Origin of the sequence: Micromonospora sp. AB353, assembly GCF_049538395.1 — a bacterium.
Lineage (GTDB): Bacteria > Actinomycetota > Actinomycetes > Mycobacteriales > Micromonosporaceae > Micromonospora > Micromonospora aurantiaca.
Window position 1 is genome coordinate 29218 of sequence record NZ_JBMVFV010000007.1, and the last position, 15655, is coordinate 44872.

At 72.6% G+C, this 15655-nt stretch carries 18 protein-coding genes and 3 tRNA genes; 6 read left to right on the forward strand and 15 right to left on the reverse strand.

Annotation, left to right across the window (positions count from 1 at the left end):
* Positions 1-8: 8 nt before the first annotated feature.
* Positions 9-296 carry a hypothetical protein gene (locus ACPCK6_RS05630; RefSeq protein ID WP_043327533.1) on the reverse strand — a complete coding sequence of 96 codons (288 nt, stop codon included), beginning with the start codon at positions 294-296 and terminating at the stop codon, positions 9-11.
* A 162-nt stretch (positions 297-458) separates the two neighbouring features.
* Here ACPCK6_RS05630 and ACPCK6_RS05635 point away from each other — a divergent pair, with 162 nt between their 5' ends.
* Positions 459-1316: a 3-hydroxyacyl-CoA dehydrogenase family protein gene (locus ACPCK6_RS05635; RefSeq protein WP_423480504.1), complete on the forward strand. Its 858-nt coding sequence runs from the start codon at positions 459-461 to the stop codon at positions 1314-1316.
* Positions 1313-2056, forward strand: coding sequence for an enoyl-CoA hydratase/isomerase family protein (locus ACPCK6_RS05640; RefSeq protein ID WP_423480505.1), 744 nt, complete (start codon positions 1313-1315; stop codon positions 2054-2056). The genes ACPCK6_RS05635 and ACPCK6_RS05640 overlap by 4 nt, the downstream gene beginning before the upstream one ends.
* A gap of 64 nt (positions 2057-2120) precedes the next feature.
* On the opposite strand, the gene ACPCK6_RS05645 is transcribed toward ACPCK6_RS05640, so the two are convergent.
* Positions 2121-3458 (reverse strand): ABC transporter substrate-binding protein, encoded by a 1338-nt coding sequence (locus ACPCK6_RS05645; RefSeq protein ID WP_423480506.1) that lies wholly within the window; start codon positions 3456-3458, stop codon positions 2121-2123.
* Between the two features lie 166 nt (positions 3459-3624).
* Here ACPCK6_RS05645 and ACPCK6_RS05650 point away from each other — a divergent pair, with 166 nt between their 5' ends.
* Together ACPCK6_RS05650 and ACPCK6_RS05655 are read left to right on the forward strand one after the other, a co-directional pair.
* Positions 3625-4014, forward strand: coding sequence for a hypothetical protein (locus ACPCK6_RS05650; RefSeq protein ID WP_043327529.1), 390 nt, complete (start codon positions 3625-3627; stop codon positions 4012-4014).
* A gap of 45 nt (positions 4015-4059) precedes the next feature.
* Entirely contained in the window at positions 4060-4764 is a 705-nt protein-coding gene (locus ACPCK6_RS05655) for a DUF2786 domain-containing protein (RefSeq protein ID WP_396883806.1), read from the forward strand.
* 6 nt (positions 4765-4770) lie between these two features.
* Here the strand turns inward: ACPCK6_RS05655 and ACPCK6_RS05660 are convergent, their stop codons facing one another.
* The 3 genes from ACPCK6_RS05660 to ACPCK6_RS05670 form a co-directional block, all read right to left on the reverse strand.
* Complete coding sequence (locus ACPCK6_RS05660) at positions 4771-5283, reverse strand: SRPBCC family protein (RefSeq protein WP_396883807.1); 513 nt, start codon at positions 5281-5283, stop codon at positions 4771-4773.
* A 665-nt stretch (positions 5284-5948) separates the two neighbouring features.
* Positions 5949-6308, reverse strand: a complete 360-nt coding sequence (locus ACPCK6_RS05665; RefSeq protein WP_396883808.1) for a winged helix-turn-helix domain-containing protein — start codon at positions 6306-6308, stop codon at positions 5949-5951.
* 2 nt (positions 6309-6310) lie between these two features.
* Entirely contained in the window at positions 6311-7057 is a 747-nt protein-coding gene (locus ACPCK6_RS05670; RefSeq protein ID WP_423480507.1) for a hypothetical protein, read from the reverse strand.
* 184 nt (positions 7058-7241) lie between these two features.
* Between ACPCK6_RS05670 and ACPCK6_RS05675 the strand changes: the two genes are divergently transcribed.
* A complete protein-coding gene (locus ACPCK6_RS05675; protein ID WP_423480508.1) occupies positions 7242-7682 on the forward strand; it encodes an ArsI/CadI family heavy metal resistance metalloenzyme in 441 nt (146 codons plus the stop codon).
* 132 nt (positions 7683-7814) lie between these two features.
* Here ACPCK6_RS05675 and ACPCK6_RS05680 read toward each other — a convergent pair whose 3' ends face one another.
* Both ACPCK6_RS05680 and ACPCK6_RS05685 read right to left on the reverse strand, forming a co-directional pair.
* On the reverse strand, positions 7815-8225 hold the full coding sequence (locus ACPCK6_RS05680; RefSeq protein ID WP_262015972.1) for a RidA family protein: 411 nt from the start codon (positions 8223-8225) through the stop codon (positions 7815-7817).
* Positions 8225-9049, reverse strand: coding sequence for an NAD(P)-dependent oxidoreductase (locus ACPCK6_RS05685; RefSeq protein WP_423480509.1), 825 nt, complete (start codon positions 9047-9049; stop codon positions 8225-8227). The genes ACPCK6_RS05680 and ACPCK6_RS05685 overlap by 1 nt, the downstream gene beginning before the upstream one ends.
* A gap of 79 nt (positions 9050-9128) precedes the next feature.
* Here ACPCK6_RS05685 and ACPCK6_RS05690 point away from each other — a divergent pair, with 79 nt between their 5' ends.
* Positions 9129-10025, forward strand: a complete 897-nt coding sequence (locus ACPCK6_RS05690; RefSeq protein WP_423480510.1) for a LysR family transcriptional regulator — start codon at positions 9129-9131, stop codon at positions 10023-10025.
* Positions 10026-10088: 63 nt separating this feature from the next.
* Here the strand turns inward: ACPCK6_RS05690 and ACPCK6_RS05695 are convergent.
* The 8 genes from ACPCK6_RS05695 to ACPCK6_RS05730 form a co-directional block, all read right to left on the reverse strand.
* Positions 10089-10162 (reverse strand) — tRNA-Phe (locus tag ACPCK6_RS05695).
* Between the two features lie 76 nt (positions 10163-10238).
* Positions 10239-10312: transfer RNA gene (locus tag ACPCK6_RS05700), tRNA-Asp, on the reverse strand.
* A 33-nt stretch (positions 10313-10345) separates the two neighbouring features.
* A tRNA-Glu gene (locus tag ACPCK6_RS05705) sits at positions 10346-10418 on the reverse strand.
* Between the two features lie 143 nt (positions 10419-10561).
* Positions 10562-11350 carry a polysaccharide deacetylase family protein gene (locus ACPCK6_RS05710; protein WP_423480511.1) on the reverse strand — a complete coding sequence of 263 codons (789 nt, stop codon included), beginning with the start codon at positions 11348-11350 and terminating at the stop codon, positions 10562-10564.
* Positions 11351-11426: 76 nt separating this feature from the next.
* Positions 11427-12374, reverse strand: a complete 948-nt coding sequence (locus ACPCK6_RS05715) for a MerR family transcriptional regulator (protein WP_423480512.1) — start codon at positions 12372-12374, stop codon at positions 11427-11429.
* Positions 12364-12957, reverse strand: a complete 594-nt coding sequence (idi, locus tag ACPCK6_RS05720) for an isopentenyl-diphosphate Delta-isomerase (RefSeq protein WP_396883816.1) — start codon at positions 12955-12957, stop codon at positions 12364-12366. The genes ACPCK6_RS05715 and idi overlap by 11 nt, the downstream gene beginning before the upstream one ends.
* On the reverse strand, positions 12954-14435 hold the full coding sequence (gene crtI, locus ACPCK6_RS05725; RefSeq protein ID WP_423480562.1) for a phytoene desaturase family protein: 1482 nt from the start codon (positions 14433-14435) through the stop codon (positions 12954-12956). Before crtI ends, idi begins: the two co-directional genes overlap by 4 nt.
* Before the next feature lie 29 nt (positions 14436-14464).
* The gene (locus ACPCK6_RS05730; RefSeq protein ID WP_194802178.1) at positions 14465-15619 is read right to left on the reverse strand and encodes a polyprenyl synthetase family protein; all 1155 of its coding nucleotides are present in this window, start codon (positions 15617-15619) and stop codon (positions 14465-14467) included.
* Positions 15620-15655: the final 36 nt, after the last annotated feature.

Consider the following 15655-nt stretch of genomic DNA (forward strand, 5'->3'; position numbering starts at 1 on the left):
TTACATGCTCAGACCTGGACGGTGGGGGTGGTCTGCTCCGGGGGCAGCCCGCCGTCGCCGTCGACCACCTCGTCCGGCGTGCCGTCCTCGTCGATGTCCACCATGGTGATGTCCACCTTGCCGTCACCGTCGGTGTCGAACTGGAACAGGTCGGCCTTGCCGTCGCCGTCGGTGTCCACCACCCACACGTCGGTCTTGCCGTCGTTGTTGGTGTCCGCGCGGAGCAGGTCCACCCGCTCGTCGCCGCGGGTCTCGACCGTCTCGGTGTTCTCCGCGCTCTCCGGTGCCTGGCTCATCTCGTTCCTTCCTTCGGCGTTGACGGCCGTCCTTACCCCGTCCGCTCCGCCCCCACGCATCCCGGCGGCCCGGCCCTGCATAGGGTCGCATGCAGGAACGAGCGAGCGGACGGGCCCGGCGGCGGAGACCCCGCGCGCCCCCGCCGCGGCGAGGGGACACCGATGAGTGGTCGTTTTGTGGTCGTCGGGGCCGGCACCATGGGCCTCGGCATCGCGTACGTGGCGGCCGGCGCCGGGTACGCGGTCGAACTGGTCGAGGTCGACCCCGCCCGGGGCGCCGAGGCCGTGCGCCGGCTCGGCGAGCTGTGGGACCGGGGCGTGCAGCGCGGCAAGCTGACCGAGGACGCCGCCACCGCCAACCGTGAGCGCGTCACGCTCCGGGCCGGGCTCGCCGAGGTGACCGAGGGCGCCGACGTGATCGTGGAGGCGGTGCCCGAGCGGCTCGACCTCAAGCGTGCCGTCCTGCGCGAGGCGGAGAGCCGCCGGCCCGTGTTGCTGGGCAGCAACACGTCCAGCATCCCGATCGCCGAACTGGCCGCCGGGCTGGACCGGCCCGCCGACTTCGTCGGGTTGCACTTCTTCAATCCGGTGTGGGCGATGGCGCTGCTCGAGGTCGTGGTCGGCCCGGCCACCGCGCCGGCCACGACCGAGGCGGCCGTCGCGCTCGCCGCCCGGCTGGGCAAGGACCCCGTCGTCGTACGCGACATGCCCGGCTTCGCCACCTCCCGACTCGGCGTCACGCTCGGCCTGGAGGCGATCCGGATGGTGGCCGACGAGGTGGCCAGCCCGGCCGACATCGACAAGGCGATGGTGCTCGGTTACCGGCACCCGATCGGCCCGCTGGAGCTGACCGACCTGGTCGGGCTGGACGTACGGCTCGACATCGCGCGCACGCTCCAGGCCGCGTACGGCGACCGCTTCGCGCCACCGCCGCTGCTCGTCGAGATGGTGGCCGCCGGGAAGCTGGGCAAGAAGTCGGGGCAGGGCTTCTACACGTGGAAGGACGGCGTGAAGCAATGAGCGGGCTGCGGATCGAGGAACTGGCGGACCGGCTCGTGGTCACCCTGGACCGGCCGGAGAAGCGCAACGCCATCGACGCCGACCTCGTGGGCGAGCTGCACGCGGTCTGCGCCGACCTGGAGGCGCGTCCCCGGCTGCTGCTGCTCACCGGCGGGACGGCGGGCATCTTCGCCGGGGGCGCCGACATCGCCCAGCTCCGCGAGCGCGGCCGGCTGGACGCGCTGGCCGCCATCAACCAGGGCGTCTTCGCCCGCATCCGGGCACTGCCGATGCCCACCGTGGCGGCAGTCGACGGGCCGGCGCTGGGCGGCGGCGCCGAGCTGGCGTACGCCTGCGATCTCCGGGTGTGCACGGACCGCGCGGTGTTCGGCCAGCCCGAGGTGCGGCTGGGCATCCTGGCCGGCGCCGGCGCGACATACCGGCTGCCGGCGCTGATCGGTGAGGCCCGGGCCAAGGAGCTGCTGTTCACCGGCCGGCGGGTGGACGCCGAGGAGGCGCTGCGGATCGGGCTGGTGAACCGGGTGGTGGCCGATCCGGAGGAACTGCTGCCCACCGCGCACGGCCTGCTCGACGAGATGGCGAAGGGTTCCGCGCTGGCGCTGCGGCTGACCAAGATGGCGGTGGACGCCCCGGCGGCCGCGCACCCGCAGCTCGACCTGCTGAGCCAGGCGGTGCTCTTCGAGGACGAGGAGAAGCACCGGCGGATGACCGAGTTCCTGGACCGGCGCCGGGCCCGCTGAGCCCGGGAGAGACGACGAGGGCCGCACCGGGTGAATCCGGTGCGGCCCGTCGCGTCGGTACGCGTCAGTTCTTGATGTCGACTCCCGCGTCGTCCAGCGCGGTGATCGCCGGCGCGGACTCGGCGAAGCCGATGAGCAGCAGCGCCTCCGGTCCGAACGCCTTGATCTCCTTGGCGGTGCCGCTGAAGTCGACGGGCGTCTTCGGATCGGCCGGCGGCTCGTAGGTCAGCAGCTTGATCCGGTCCGCGCCGATGCCGGCCTTCTCCAGCTCCGAGCGGACGTTCTCCTGGAGGCCCTCGCCGTAGGAGTCCTTACGGGCCAGGATCGCGATCTTGCGCGGCCCGTCCCGGAGCATCACGTCGGCCAGGGCGCGGCCCTGGAGGCTGTCCGGCGGCGCGGTACGGAAGTAGAGGCCCTTGTCGTCCACGGCGCTCAGCCCCGCGTCGGTGTTCGACGGGGAGAACAGGATCCGCCCGGCGGCCACCACGTCCGGCAGTACGGCCCGGGAGATGCCGGAGCCGCCCGCGCCGATGATGACCTGCACGCCCTTGCTGACGTGCGAGGCGACGGTGGCCTTGGCGACCTCCGGGTTGGTGCCGTCGTCACCCTCGATCCACTTCACCGGCTCGCCGAGCACACCACCGGCGGCGTTGACCTCACGGACCGCGAGCGCCGCGCCGGCCGCCAGCGGCGGGTTCGCCAGCGCCAGGTCACCGGTCTTCGGCAGCAGCCCGCCGAGGACCAGCGGGGCGTCCTTCGCCTTCCCGTCGCGCAGCTTGCGGCCACGCGGCGGGGCCTTCGTGCTCGCCCCCGACTCCTCACCGGCACCGACGAACTCGGTCTTGCTGTCGTCGATCTTCTGGTTGTCGAAGTGCATGGTGCCGTAGCTCGCGGTGGCCGGCTCGCCGGTGTCGGTGAACCCGGCGCGGGTCAGCGACACGCCCCGGTACTCGATGTCCCGGCCCGCACGGGCGAGTTCCAGGCAGGCCGCCACGTCGTCGCAGCGTTCACCGCCGGTGGTCACCCCGACGATCTGCTTGGCGATCTCGGCCGGAGCCGTGGTGCCGGCGAGCTGGGCGGCCAGCGCGCTGATCACCACCGCGTCGTACGACTCGGCGGAGTAGAGGAAGTCACCCAGCTTCGGGTCTACGGCGAGTAGTCGTTCCTTGAAGCTCTCGGGCAGTGGGGTGAGAGGCGTGGTGCCCTTCATCCCGTTCACCAGGTCTCCCCGGTCCTTGAGCTCAGCGGGGTACGAATTGAGCATGTTGCCGTCGGTGCCGTAGAGGCGTACCTGGGTGGCAGGCGTTTCCTCCGGCTCGTCGCTCCCGCAGGCGCTCGTGGCGAGCAGAAGCGCCGCGCAGGCCATGGACAGGGCCGCGCGCGACGTGCGTGTTCTCAGCATGGTCGTCCTTCCTCCGGCGAAGGTCCGCTGCGCACCTTAGCGTGCTCACGCGGCACGCGGGACTGTGGAGTCGGCTGCGTCGGCACCCCGACTGCGGGTATCACTCTGCGTGGTCGGCGAGCTGTTTCCGGGTCACCGCTTGACCCCCGGCGATACTGTTCCGCGGGTGAACGACGAAGCACAGCAGACGCTCGACGACGCGACCGCCGTGCTCCGTTCCGCCCTCGCCGGTGACGGCGCCGGCGTGGTGGGCACGTTCGACGCGGTGGTGGACCGCTCCGGCCTCGCCGGGGCGTACGGAGTGGCATGGTGCCTCGCCGCCACCATGCTCGGCGACGACGCCCCGGCTGGCGGCGCCGCCCTCGACTTCCCCGGCATCGACCAGGCCGACTACGACACCCGCTGGGTGGCCCGTTTCGTCAGCGCGTGCGCGAACGACGACGCGGACACCGGCGAGGCGCTGTTCGGGGCGGCCGCAGCCGACGGCCTGCTGCCCGACTGCCTGCTCACGCTCGCCGGGTCGACAATCGCCACGCTGCGCAGCCGCTCGGACTGAGCCCGGCGCGCGGCTAGGCGCCCTGACTGTGGTAGCTCTGGGTGCATGTCCGAGGCGATGCTCAGCAAGGTGCGCAAGCTCCTCGCCCAGGCGGAGGACCCGGCCTGCACACCCGCCGAGTCGGCCGCCTTCATGGCGAAGGCCACCGAGCTGATCGCCCGCTACGGCGTCGACAGGGCGCTGCTCGCCGCCCGCGACCCGGCCGCCGACCCGGTCGGTGACCGCACCGTCGAGGTGATCGCGCCGTACGCGCGGGACAAGGCCGGCCTGCTCGCGGCGGTCGCCGAACCGTTGCGGTGCCGATGCGTACGCCGCCGGCACGGCAACGGTTTCGTCATGCACCTGTTCGGCTTCGCCAGCGACCTGGAACGGGTCGAGCTGCTGTTCACGTCGCTGCTCGTGCAGGCCGCGCACGGGCTCGCCGGTGCCGTCGTACCGGCCGGGGAGCATCCGGCGGCGTTCCGGCGTACCTGGCTGGCCGGTTTCGCGTACGTCGTCGCGGAACGACTGCGCGCGGCCGAGAGCAAGGCGGTGGCGGAGTCGGGTGGACCCTCCACGGCTCTGGTGCTCGCCGACCGCTCCGATCGGGTCCAGCGCCGGGTCGCCGAGGCGTACCCCCGGTTGCGCACCGCCCCGCGACGGCGGCTGGCGGGCGGTGGTTTCGGTTCCGGCGCGGACGCCGGCCGCCGGGCCGACCTCGGTGGCACCGGCGTGGCCGGCACCGGCGCGGCGCCCGGTATCGCCGGCTGACCGATCTCAGGCGGTACGGGCGACCGTCGCCAGGTAGCGGCAGAGCAGCTCGTGCCAGCCCGCGGTGAGCGCCTCACGGTAGCCCTCGGCCGCCGTGCCGTGCCTGTCGAAGTAGCGGTGCTCCACGTCCACCCGGGTCTGCTCCGGCCCGTCGGCGTGGAACAGGACCTCCACCTCGCTGGCCCGCGCCGGATCCGGCACCGGCACCCGGTCCGGGCCGATCTGCCAGGTGAACACCAGGCGCCGCGGCGGATCCCAGGTCAGCACGCGGCCCCAGTCGTTGCGGAAGCCGTACGGGCCGATCTCGTAGAGCATCCCGCCGGCCCGGGGCTCGATGCCGAGCGCGGCGAGCGCCTCCGGGCCGGACCAGGTGTATTCACGCACCCACCAGTCGGCGAGTGCGCCGGTGAAGACGGCGTACGCCCGCTCGGCGGACGCCGGGACGAGCAGGCTGCTGCGGAGGGAGAAGCGATCGGATTCCTGCTGGACCTCATCCGGATCGGCCATCTCCTGTCCCATAGGTCCGGACCATACCGGCTCATGTCTCGGTGTGCAGCTTCCGTTCCGCCCGCTTCCGGACACCGGGAACACCGGTTCCCGACAGCGCTGAGTGGTGGGACAGGCGCTCTGCGCAGATCCTGGACCGGGCGCTGACCACCATCGACCGCAACCCGCAGCTGATCGACGCGCTGGCGCGCTCGGCCGGCGTCACCCTGGACGACGTGCACCGGCTCGCCGCGCCGGTGGTCGACCAGACCGGGCGTACGGTGGCCGCGGCCGGCGAGGTGGTCGAGCGCACCGGGCCGGCGGTGGTCGACCGGGCCGCCCCGGCGGTGGCCGATCGGACGGGGCCGGCCGTGTCCGGCCCGGTCGAGGCCCCCGAACCGCCCCGGCCCCCGGCGCGAACGCAGCCGCCACCACCAAGCCGTCCGGATTCGTCGTCGGCACCAGGTACTGCTGGTGGTAGTCCTCGGCGAAGTAGTACCGGGCGGACCGAGCCGCCGCCCGGTTCCGGGCGGGAGGTCCGAGCGTGCCGCCGGATCGGGGCAGGGCGCCGGGGCGGGCCCGCCGCCCGCCCACCCCATGCCGGTGATCAAGGAGTTTGTGTCCGGATCATTGGCCCTGGATGACCCAAACCCCTTGATCACCGGGCGAGGGAGGGGCGGTCGAGCAGGGAGAGGGCGTTACGGGGGTGGGGAGTCGTCCGGCGCGGCCTGCCGGTGGCGGCGGAGCAGCTCCTGGAGGGCGGTGATCTCGGAGTGCAGGGCCTGACGGCCCTCCCGGGTGATCCGGATCCACGTCCGCGGACGACGGCCGTGGTAGCCCTTCTCCACCTCGATCAGGCGTGCCTCCTCCAGCACGGTGAGGTGCCGGGACAGGTTGCCCGCGGTGAGTTCGAGGGCCTGGCGGAGATAGGCCACCTCCACCCGCTCGCCTTCAGCGGCGATGGTCAGGATGCCGAGCCGGTGCCGCTGGTGGACCGTGTCGTCGAGGCCGTTCGTCGGGAATGGCCCGCTCGCGCGAGGGTCGTCCACGGTGCTCACGACTACCGATTGTGCTGCTTCTTGGCGGCGGCGAGCGCCACACCCCCGCCGATCAGCAGGACCGGTGCCGGGAGCACGGCCGCCAGCATGAAGCTGAACCGGGTCAGATCACCCGGTTGCAGGTCGGAGAGCTGGAACCAGGCGTTCACGGCTACCAGCACGCCGGTGTAGAGACCGACCACGACCCACAGGCTCCGGCTGCGTTCCAGGCGGGCGAGGACCGCCAGGCCGACGGCGATCACGAGGTGCGGCAGCATGCCCCGGTTGGCGAGGCCGAGCAGCGGACCGGTCAGCCGACTGGTGCCGCCCCACACCGGCCCGCTGGTGTTGAACAGCAGGAACTCCAGGACGACCGGAAGGGCGAGGCCGACGAGAGTGCCCGCGAGGCCGGCGATGACGTACGCCCGGGTCGGGGTCTGGACGCCGGCTCGCCGGCCGTGCCAGCGGTACCACGTCAGGCCGGCCAGGTAGCCGCCGACGAGCGCGGCCAGCCAGTACCAGCCGAGCGCGGTCGACTTCTCCAGGAAGCCGCCGCCGAGACCGCTCAGGGCAGGGCCGTCGGTCCCGGCGCGCAGCGGGGCTGGTTCCGCCGACTCGACGTACAGCGGCGCGGCCGCCGCGATGAGCACCCCGAAGAGCAGGAGCGGAAGCCAGTACGCCTGACGAGCCGCCCGGGCCTGCCGACGGAGTGTGGTCATCGAGGCGAGCAGTTCCTGGGCACTGTCGTCGCGGGGTGACTCGGACGGCATGGTTCCTCCCGGCAGGCCGATCTGCTGTGACTCAAATAGGTTTGCATTGCAAACCTACTGGCGCAAGGGGTCGACGGCTCCGAGTATCGGCGCGCTTGGTTAGATGCCTCTCTAGGTTGACAGCCTTCTAAATAGAAGGCAGGGTGGAGGCTGCTTCGATAAACATCGAGACAGGGAGTCAGTCATGTCCCGCGTTCAGCTCGCCCTGCGCGTCTCCGACCTCGAAGGCTCCGTGGCCTTCTACAGCAAGCTGTTCGGCGTCGAGCCGGCCAAGCGCCGCCCCGGCTACGCCAACTTCGCGGTGGAGAACCCGCCGCTGAAGCTCGTACTCCTCGAAGGTGAGCCCGGCCTGCCGACGGTGATGGACCACCTCGGGGTCGAGGTGGCCACCACCGACGAGGTGAACGCCGCGACCAACCGGCTTACCGAGTCCGGCCTGATCACGCTGGAGGAGAACGACACCGAGTGCTGCTACGCGCTCCAGGACAAGGTCTGGGTGCGCGGCCCCGGCGACGAGCCGTGGGAGGTCTACACGGTCAAGGCCGACTCACCGCAGTTGGAGAAGGTGACCGAGAGCGCCTGCTGCGCCTCGGACTCCGCCGAGCAGCAGCCCGCCGCGGTCTGACCCGAATGCGGGAGGGATCCCCACCGCCGGGGATCCCTCCCGCCGGTTCAGCCGCCGGTGCGGGGAAGAACCGGGAGTAGCGCAACCGTCCGGCATGAGGCCACACGAGTTCGGTGCCGCGAGTGTCGAGCCCTAGCGGGACCGGACCACTGCCGTGACCTCGACCTCGAGCACGGCACCGGGCAGGAAGAGCTTGCTGACCTCGACAGTCGTGCTCGCCGGCGGCGGTGTGCCCGGGAATAGCCGGCGCCGGACGGCCGCGTACGCCGGCAGATCGGCCAGGTCAGTCATGAATGTGCGGATGTGCAGCACGTCGTCGAAGCTCGCGCCGTGCGCCGCGAGCACGCCGCCCACGATCTCGAAGATCCGTTCGGCCTGGGTGCCGGGGTCTCCGGGGGCCACCACCTCGCCGTCGTCGTCGACGGCGACCTGTCCGGCGAGCATCAGCAGCGCCCCGCCGCCGACATCGATCCGGGCGACGTGCGCGAAGCGGTCGCCGAACGGGGCCGCGACGGATGCGGGGTTGTCCAGGGTGAGGCGCATCAGCATCCCTTCAGGAAGTCGGCTGAGACGAGGGAGGAGAGATCCGCGTCCTGGTCCGGCGCGGCCTGCATCAGGTCGAGGGCGGCCTCCAGCACGGGGGCCGGCACCGGACGGCGCAGCGCCAGCCGCGCATCCTTCGCCGCCAACGCGACTGCGAACGAGGCACCCGGCGCGGTGGCCCGTCCGACCGCGCCGACGAGGGCCCCACGGCTGAGCACGTCGAGGGCGGTCTGCCTGTCGACACCGAGCGCCGCGGCGACAGCCAACGCGTCGTGCAGCGCGGCGACCGCCGTCACCAGGCCCGTGTTCGCGACGAGCTTGACGGCGGCGGCTGCGCCGATCGGACCGCAGTGACGGACCGAACCGAGCTGTTCCAGCACCGGAGCCGCCCTCTCCACGACATCGGCGGGACCGCCGGCGAGGATCGCCAGCGTGCCGGCCCGGGCGGCGTCGACGCTGCCGCCGACGGGGGCGTCGAGGAGGGAGACGCCCGCGGGTAGCCGGCCGGTCACTGCTCGGACGTCGTCCGGTCCGATCGTCGACATCTGCACCACGACCGTCCCGGGCCGGAGCGCGGTGGCGGCGCCGTCCGGCCCGAACAGCACCGTCTCGACCGCGCCGGCGTCGGCGAGCATGACGACGACGACGTCGGCTCCGTCGACCGCGGCGGACGGGCTCGCGGCCACCGTCGCGCCAGCCACGGCGAGCGGCTCCGAACGCTCCGGGCTGCGGTTCCACACTCTGACCCGGTTGCCGCCGGCCAGGAGGCGGCGCGCGATCGGCGTACCCATGCGTCCGGTCCCGAGCACCGCGATGATCTTCACGCGGTAACGCTAGGCCGGTGGGGGCAATGCGACAAACGAATGTCTCGCATGCCTGCCATGCGTGACTAACATGCCTGAGGTGGAGACTCAGCTGCTGGAGGTGTTCCGCACCGTCGCGCGGCACGGCTCGATCACGACCGCCGCCCGCGCCCTCAGCTTCACCCAGTCGGCTGTCTCCCGGCAGATCGCCGCGCTGGAGGCCGACATCGGCGCTCGGCTCTTCGACCGGCTGCCCCGCGGCGTCGCCCTCACCGAGGAGGGACGAGAGCTGCTCCCGCACGCCGAGGCGGTCCTCGACCGGCTCGCCGCGGCCCGGCGTGACCTCGACGACCTGCGCGGGCTCGGCCGAGGGCGGCTGCGTGTGGGCGCCTTCCCGACCGCTGTCGCGGCTCTCGTACCCCGGGCGATGGCGTCGTTCCGCTCGGACCACCCCGAGATCTCGCTGTCGCTGGTCGAGGGGGTGACGCCGCAACTGCTGGAGCGCCTGCTCGCGGAGGAGGCGGATGTGGCAGTGGTCAGCACCTCGCCCACGGGCGAACTGGACCGCGAACGATTCGACCTGCGACATCTGCTCGACGAGCGGCTCCTGGTCGCGGTCGCACGTGACCACCGGCTCGCGCACCGCCGCTCGGTGCGCCTGGCGGACCTCGCCGAGGACGCGTTCGTCGTGGGCTCGGCCACCGCGGAGAACAGCCTGCTCCGGGCAAGCCTGCCCAGTGGTTTCTCGCCGCGCGTCGACATCGTCGCGGCCGAGTGGACCGGCAAGCTGGGATGCGTCGCCGCCGGGTTGGGGGTGGCTCTGGTTCCGGCCCTGGCGGTACGCGGAACCCCGCCGGACATCGCACTGCTACGCCTGCATCCGGACGACGAGTCGGTACGGCAGATATTCGCGGCGACCGTGCGGGGCAGGACACTGTCGCCGGCCGTCACGCACTTCCTCGAGCATCTGCGGGCGGAGGCGGCCCATCTGGGCTGAAAAGCAGAACGCCGACCTGCGTTCCCGCTGGTCGGCGTTCCTGTAGCCCGGCGAAAGGCTATGTGGCCAGGGGCGGGGTCGAACCGCCGACCTTCCGATTTTCAGTCGGACGCTCGTACCAACTGAGCTACCTGGCCGTGGTGCTCGGCACATGCTACCGCACGGGCCGATACGCAGAACGCCGCGCATCGAGCTGCGCGGCGTCAGCGCTTGCGGTCCTGACGGGACTTGAACCCGCGACCTCCGCCTTGACAGGGCGGCGAGCACTCCAACTGCTCCACAGGACCTGGCTGGTGTTGCATCCGGCGCGAGCCGGACCGTGCCCCCAACGGGATTCGAACCCGTGCTACCGCCTTGAAAGGGCGGCGTCCTGGGCCGCTAGACGATGAGGGCGGCCCCGCCATCATTGCACACTCGCAACTTCAAGCGGACTTGCTCCCATCCGGCCCCGCCGGAGGCAGGAGAAGCATATGTCATGCCTGCGCGGACGACAAAACCGGTATGGGGATGGCCGTGGTGCCGGGTGAAACCGCAGGTCAGCGGGGTAGGGCGATGCCGTACCGCCGCTTGAGGTCCGGGATCAGGTGCCGGCACGCGGCCATCGTCTGGGCCCGGTCGCCGCCCGCGTCGTGCATCAGCACGACCGAACCGTGCCGGGTGGCGCCCGTCACCCGCTTGATGATCGTCTTCGCCGGCGGGTGATCCCAGTCCTGCGGGTCCACGCTCCAGTGCAGCGGGCGCAGGCCCATCTGCTTGGCGATCGTGACCTCCTCGGCCGTCCAGCGGCCACCGGGCTGCCGGAACCAGGTGATCGGCGCCTTGGGCGCGGCGGCGTGGATCGCCTCGTTCGTCCGTTCCAGGTCGGATCGGATCTCGGCGGCGGAGCGCCGGCCCAGGTTCACGTCGTGGTGCCAGCTGTGATTGCAGAGCTGGTGACCCTCCCGGACGATCCGGGCCACCAGTTCCGGGTAGCGCTTGGCCTGCTTGCCGACGACGCAGAAGGTGGCCTTCACGCGGGCCGCCCGGAGCTGGGCCAGGATCTGCGGGGTGTACCGGGGATCCGGCCCGTCGTCGAAGGTGAGCGCCACGCCGCTGCTCCCGCTGGCCCGGTGCAGCCCGGCCGGCAGCTTCTTCGGCACCGGGCGCAGCTTGGGCTTCGCGGGGGTGGTGTGTGTCGGTGAGGGCTTCGTCACCGGCGTCGGGGACGGCGACGCCGAGGCCGACGGCGGTGCGGCGGCCTTCTCGGGTGACTTGCCGGCCTCGCCGCAGCCGGTGACGAGGAGCACCAGGCCCAGGGCGAGCGCCGACAGGACGCGTGGACGCATTCGTCGCTCCCGGAGGGGTCGGGGTCAGACGGACTTTCCGACCGTAGTGGACGCCGACCCGGAACGGGAGAGGGGCTCAGCTCGTCGTCGACTGGTCCAGCGAGTCCCGCACCGCCACGGCCAGCGACAACGCCTCGGCCAGGTCCACCGGCCGGACCACCCCGGCCGGCAGCGAGTCGGCCCGCCAGCCGGGCCCGGCGGCGAGCACCAGCAGCGGCCGGCGCGGCACCGCCAGCAGCGCGGTGAGCTGGCACGGGTCAGCCGTCGCCCGGATGTGCGACCAGAGCACCACCGCCGCCGGACCGGTCCGGTTGACGGCCTCGACCAGGGCCGGCACCGGTACGCGGGCACCGAGCATGCGATAACTCACACCGACCTCGGCCAGCGCGGCGGCGAGCGCCTCCAGCGGCAGCGAGTGCTGTTCCTCGTCGGCGCAGGAGAGCAGGATCCGGGGCGGCCCGACGGTCGGATGCGCCCGCGCCACTGTGGCGAACGCCTCGGAGACGCACCGGGACATGAGGTGTTCCACCTCGATCAGCGCGGAGGTGGCGGCGTGCCGCTCCCCGATGCCGGCGAGCACCGGCCGCAGCAGCCCCTCCCAGGTCGCCACCACCCCGTCGGCGGCCAGCGCGTCGGCGATGGTGCGGCCGATGGTCACCGAGTCCAGCCGCATGGCGGCACGAGCCAGCCCGCGCGCGGCCGGCCCGGCCCGGCCGACCGGGATGGTGGTGCCGCCGCCATCGCGTACCGTCGAGGCCCTCGCCTTGGGGCCGAGCCGCTCCGGGGGCGGCACGGCCGGCGCCTGCCGGGCCCAGCGGGCGGCCTCGGCGGGCGCTACCCCCTCGGTGGTCAGCCGGCGCATGATCTCCAGGCGGGCGAGGTCGGCGGGCGTGTACCGCCGGTGGTGACCCGGCACGTGCTCGCTGGGGCCGAGACCGTAGCGCTGGTGCCAGGTACGCAGCGTGGTGACCGCCACACCCAGTCGGCGTGCGACGGCCCCCGCGCTCAGCGCCTCATCGGCCACCCGACCGCTCCGGTGCCTCGGTGGCCGGTACGCCCGGCCGGGACGCGTCGGTGGGGTGCAGCAGCCGGTTGACCACGCCGCCGAGCCACGGGGCGTACTCACGGGGGTGGGCGTCCAGGTCGCCGACCACCGCGCCGGGGTCGACCCAGCGCAGGTCGGCCACCTCGTCCGGATCGGGCCGCGTGACCAGGTCGGCGGGTACGTCGGCGCGCAGCACGTGGTCGTACTCGAACTCGACCCGTCCGGTCGCCGGGTCCTCGGCGTAGTAGAGGTAGACGCCCACCTCGGTCAGGTCGACCGGATCGACGCCGAGTTCCTCGGCGAGCCGCCGGTTGGCGGCCTCGGCCAGCGACTGGCCGGGCAGCGGGTGCCCGCAGCAGGAGTTCGCCCAGCGCAGCGGGAACCGCGTCTTGACCGCCGCCCGCTGCTGCAACAGCACCCGCCCGTCGGGGTCGACGAGGAGCACCGAGAAGGCGCGGTGCAGCCGCCCGGGTGGCTGGTGGGCGGCCGCCACGGTGGTCTCGCCGAGCACCCGGCCGTCGTCGTCGACCAGCTCGACCAGATGGGTCTCCCGCTCGCTCACGACATCGCCCCGGTGACCCGGGCCGCGGCGATCTTGCCGCTGATCAGCACCATCGGTACGCCGACACCGGGCTGCGTGCCGGAGCCGACGAACACCACGTTCTCCAGCGTCCGGTGCAGGTTGGAGGGGCGGAACGGGCCGGTCTGGAGGAGGCTGTGCGAGGCGGCGAACGGGGTGCCGGCGGCCATGCCCTGCGCCGCCCAGTCGGCCGGGGTGACCGCCCGCATCACCTCGATGCCGTCGCCGAAGCCGACGTAGCCGCGTTCCTCCAGCGTGCTCACGAGCTGGTCGGCGTATCGCTGGGTGAGGTCGCCGGTCCAGTCGAACGGCGCCCGTTCCAGGTTCGGCACCGGGGCCAGCACGTAGTAGGTGTGCCTGCCGGCCGGCGCCACCGACGGGTCGGTGCGGCTCGGGTTCGTCACCAGCAGCGACGGGTCGGTCATCAGCTCGCCTCGCCGGATCACCTCGTCGAACGTCCCCTTCCAGGAGCGCCCGAAGTGGATGTTGTGGTGGGCGATCTTGCCATAGCCCTGCGTCGAACCGATGTGCAGCACCACGCACGACGGCGAGTAGGTCAGCTTGCGCTGCCGGCTGGGCGGCAGGAGATCCTGGTAGGCGACCGGCAGGTCCGGGTTGAGCACCACCGTGTCGGCGGGGATGAAGTCGCCGTCCGCGGTGACGACGCCGGTGGCGCGGCCGTTGGCGGTCTCCACCCGGGTCACGGTGGTGCCGTACCGGATCTGCACGCCGTGCTTCTCGGCCGCGCCGGCCATCCCGCGGGAGACCGCGTGGATGCCGCCGCGCGGGAAGCACACACCGGCCACCGAGTCGAGGTACGCGATGACCGCGTAGATCGCCAGCGCGTCGTGCGGCGACAGGCCCGCGTACATGGCCTGGAAGGAGAAGATCCGCTGGGTACGCGGGTCGCGGAAGAACTGGTTGATCTTCGTCTGGAGCCGCCGGAAGGCGCCGCTGGCGAACAGCTTCAGCAGGTTGCCGGTGAGCAGGTCGGTCGGCGCGTCGAGGTTGCGCTCGATGAAGTCGGCCCGTTCCCACTGCCACAGGTTGCGGGCGTAGTCGACGAAACGCAGGTAGCCGTCCGCCTCCCGGGGGCCGCAGACGCGGGCGATCTCGGCGGCCATCCGGGTGGTGTCGGTGATGACGTCGAGCGTCGACCCGTCCGGGTAGTAGGCGCGGTACGCCGGGTCGAGCGGGGTCAGGTCGAGCCAGTCGGTCAGCTCCTCACCCACCGCGCCGAGCGCCTCGGCGATCAGGTCGGGCATGGTGAGGACGGTCGGGCCGGTGTCGAACTCGTACCCGTCGACGCTGAGCCGCCCGGCGCGCCCGCCCGGCACCGGCTCGCGTTCCAGCACTGTCACCTGCCGGCCGCTGCCGGCCAGGTGCAGCGCGCAGGCCAGCCCACCCAGCCCGGCGCCGACCACTACCACCCGGTCGGTCCGTCCCTTGACGGTACGCATTCCGGCCCCCTTGCTCACGAAGTTGCTCATCATGCCCGCCGCGCCGTGGCGGCGGTGGCGAGGCCGGTCAGCGCGGTGCGCGCGGTCTCGTCGATCGGTGCGGTGCCGAGCGCGGCGAGCGCCTCGGTCACCCGGTCGGAGATCATCCGCTCCACCCGGGCGGTGGCGCCGGTGTCCCGGACCACGTCGGCCAGCCGGTCCACCTCGTGTGCCGCGGTGACCGAGCCGGCCCGCTCCAACGCGCGACGCTGCGCCGGGTCGGCGAGCTGCCGGGCCAGCATCAGCAGCGCTGTCGGCTTGCCGGTACGCAGGTCGTCGCCGGCCGGCTTGCCGGTGGTCTCCGGGTCGCCGTAGACGCCCAGCAGGTCGTCGCGGAGCTGGAACGCCTCGCCGACGGCCAGCCCGTACCGGGTGTACGCGGCGATGAGCGGGTCGTCCGCGTCGGTGCCGGCCAGGCAGGCGCCGAACAGCAGCGGACGCTGGACGGTGTAGCTGGCGGTCTTGTACCGGGCCACCCGCAGCGCCCGGTCGACGGTCCAGCTCGCCGAGTCGTTCTCGCCGAGCACGTCGAGGAACTGCCCGGCGACCGTCTCGACCCGCATCTGGTCGTAGCAGCGGCGTACGTCGAGCAGCCGGTCCGCCGGGACCGCCGCGTGTGCCATGAGCCGGTCGGCCCACACCATGCACAGGTCGCCGATGAGGACGGCGACGGCTTCGCCGTACCGGTCGGGGTCGCCCGTGTGTCCGGCGGCCCGGTGCCGGGCGGCGGCGGCCCGGTGCGCGGTGGGTAGCCCGCGCCGGGTGTCGGAGGCGTCCATCACGTCGTCGTGGACCAGCGCGAACGTGTGCAGGAGTTCGAGCGCGGACAGCGCGGGGAGCACCGAGCTCAGTGGTTCCTCGCCGCCGACCACACCCCGCCATCCCCAGTACGCGAACGTGGGGCGGACCCGTTTGCCGCCGGCCAGCACGCAGTCACGTGCCGTCGCGGCGAAACCACCCATCGCTGCGTCGATCTCGGTGAGCGATTCGACTTCCGCGGCCAGGAACGCCGCCAGCGTCTCGTCGACCCCTTTGATCAGGTCTTTCGTGAACGCGGCCAGTACGCCGCGGACCGGATCGTCCGTCGCTCCGGCCTGAGCCGGCGCGACGCGGAGCGCATTACCCGCAACTGCGTCGTTGGCCATGTGGGGGAGCGTACCCTAGGGTTACGAGTTGCGTCG

What these genes read in the sequence shown, in the direction of transcription:
- ACPCK6_RS05630 (WP_043327533.1), bottom strand. Translation starts at nt 296, where the DNA reads ATGAGCCAGGCACCGGAGAGCGCGGAGAACACCGAGACGGTCGAGACC.
- ACPCK6_RS05635 (WP_423480504.1), top strand. Translation starts at nt 459, where the DNA reads ATGAGTGGTCGTTTTGTGGTCGTCGGGGCCGGCACCATGGGCCTCGGC.
- ACPCK6_RS05640 (WP_423480505.1), top strand. Translation starts at nt 1,313, where the DNA reads ATGAGCGGGCTGCGGATCGAGGAACTGGCGGACCGGCTCGTGGTCACC.
- ACPCK6_RS05645 (WP_423480506.1), bottom strand. Translation starts at nt 3,458, where the DNA reads ATGCTGAGAACACGCACGTCGCGCGCGGCCCTGTCCATGGCCTGCGCG.
- ACPCK6_RS05655 (WP_396883806.1), top strand. Translation starts at nt 4,060, where the DNA reads ATGTCCGAGGCGATGCTCAGCAAGGTGCGCAAGCTCCTCGCCCAGGCG.
- ACPCK6_RS05660 (WP_396883807.1), bottom strand. Translation starts at nt 5,283, where the DNA reads ATGGGACAGGAGATGGCCGATCCGGATGAGGTCCAGCAGGAATCCGAT.
- ACPCK6_RS05670 (WP_423480507.1), bottom strand. Translation starts at nt 7,057, where the DNA reads ATGCCGTCCGAGTCACCCCGCGACGACAGTGCCCAGGAACTGCTCGCC.
- ACPCK6_RS05675 (WP_423480508.1), top strand. Translation starts at nt 7,242, where the DNA reads ATGTCCCGCGTTCAGCTCGCCCTGCGCGTCTCCGACCTCGAAGGCTCC.
- ACPCK6_RS05680 (WP_262015972.1), bottom strand. Translation starts at nt 8,225, where the DNA reads ATGCGCCTCACCCTGGACAACCCCGCATCCGTCGCGGCCCCGTTCGGC.
- ACPCK6_RS05710 (WP_423480511.1), bottom strand. Translation starts at nt 11,350, where the DNA reads ATGCGTCCACGCGTCCTGTCGGCGCTCGCCCTGGGCCTGGTGCTCCTC.
- crtI (WP_423480562.1), bottom strand. Translation starts at nt 14,435, where the DNA reads ATGCGTACCGTCAAGGGACGGACCGACCGGGTGGTAGTGGTCGGCGCC.
- ACPCK6_RS05730 (WP_194802178.1), bottom strand. Translation starts at nt 15,619, where the DNA reads ATGGCCAACGACGCAGTTGCGGGTAATGCGCTCCGCGTCGCGCCGGCT.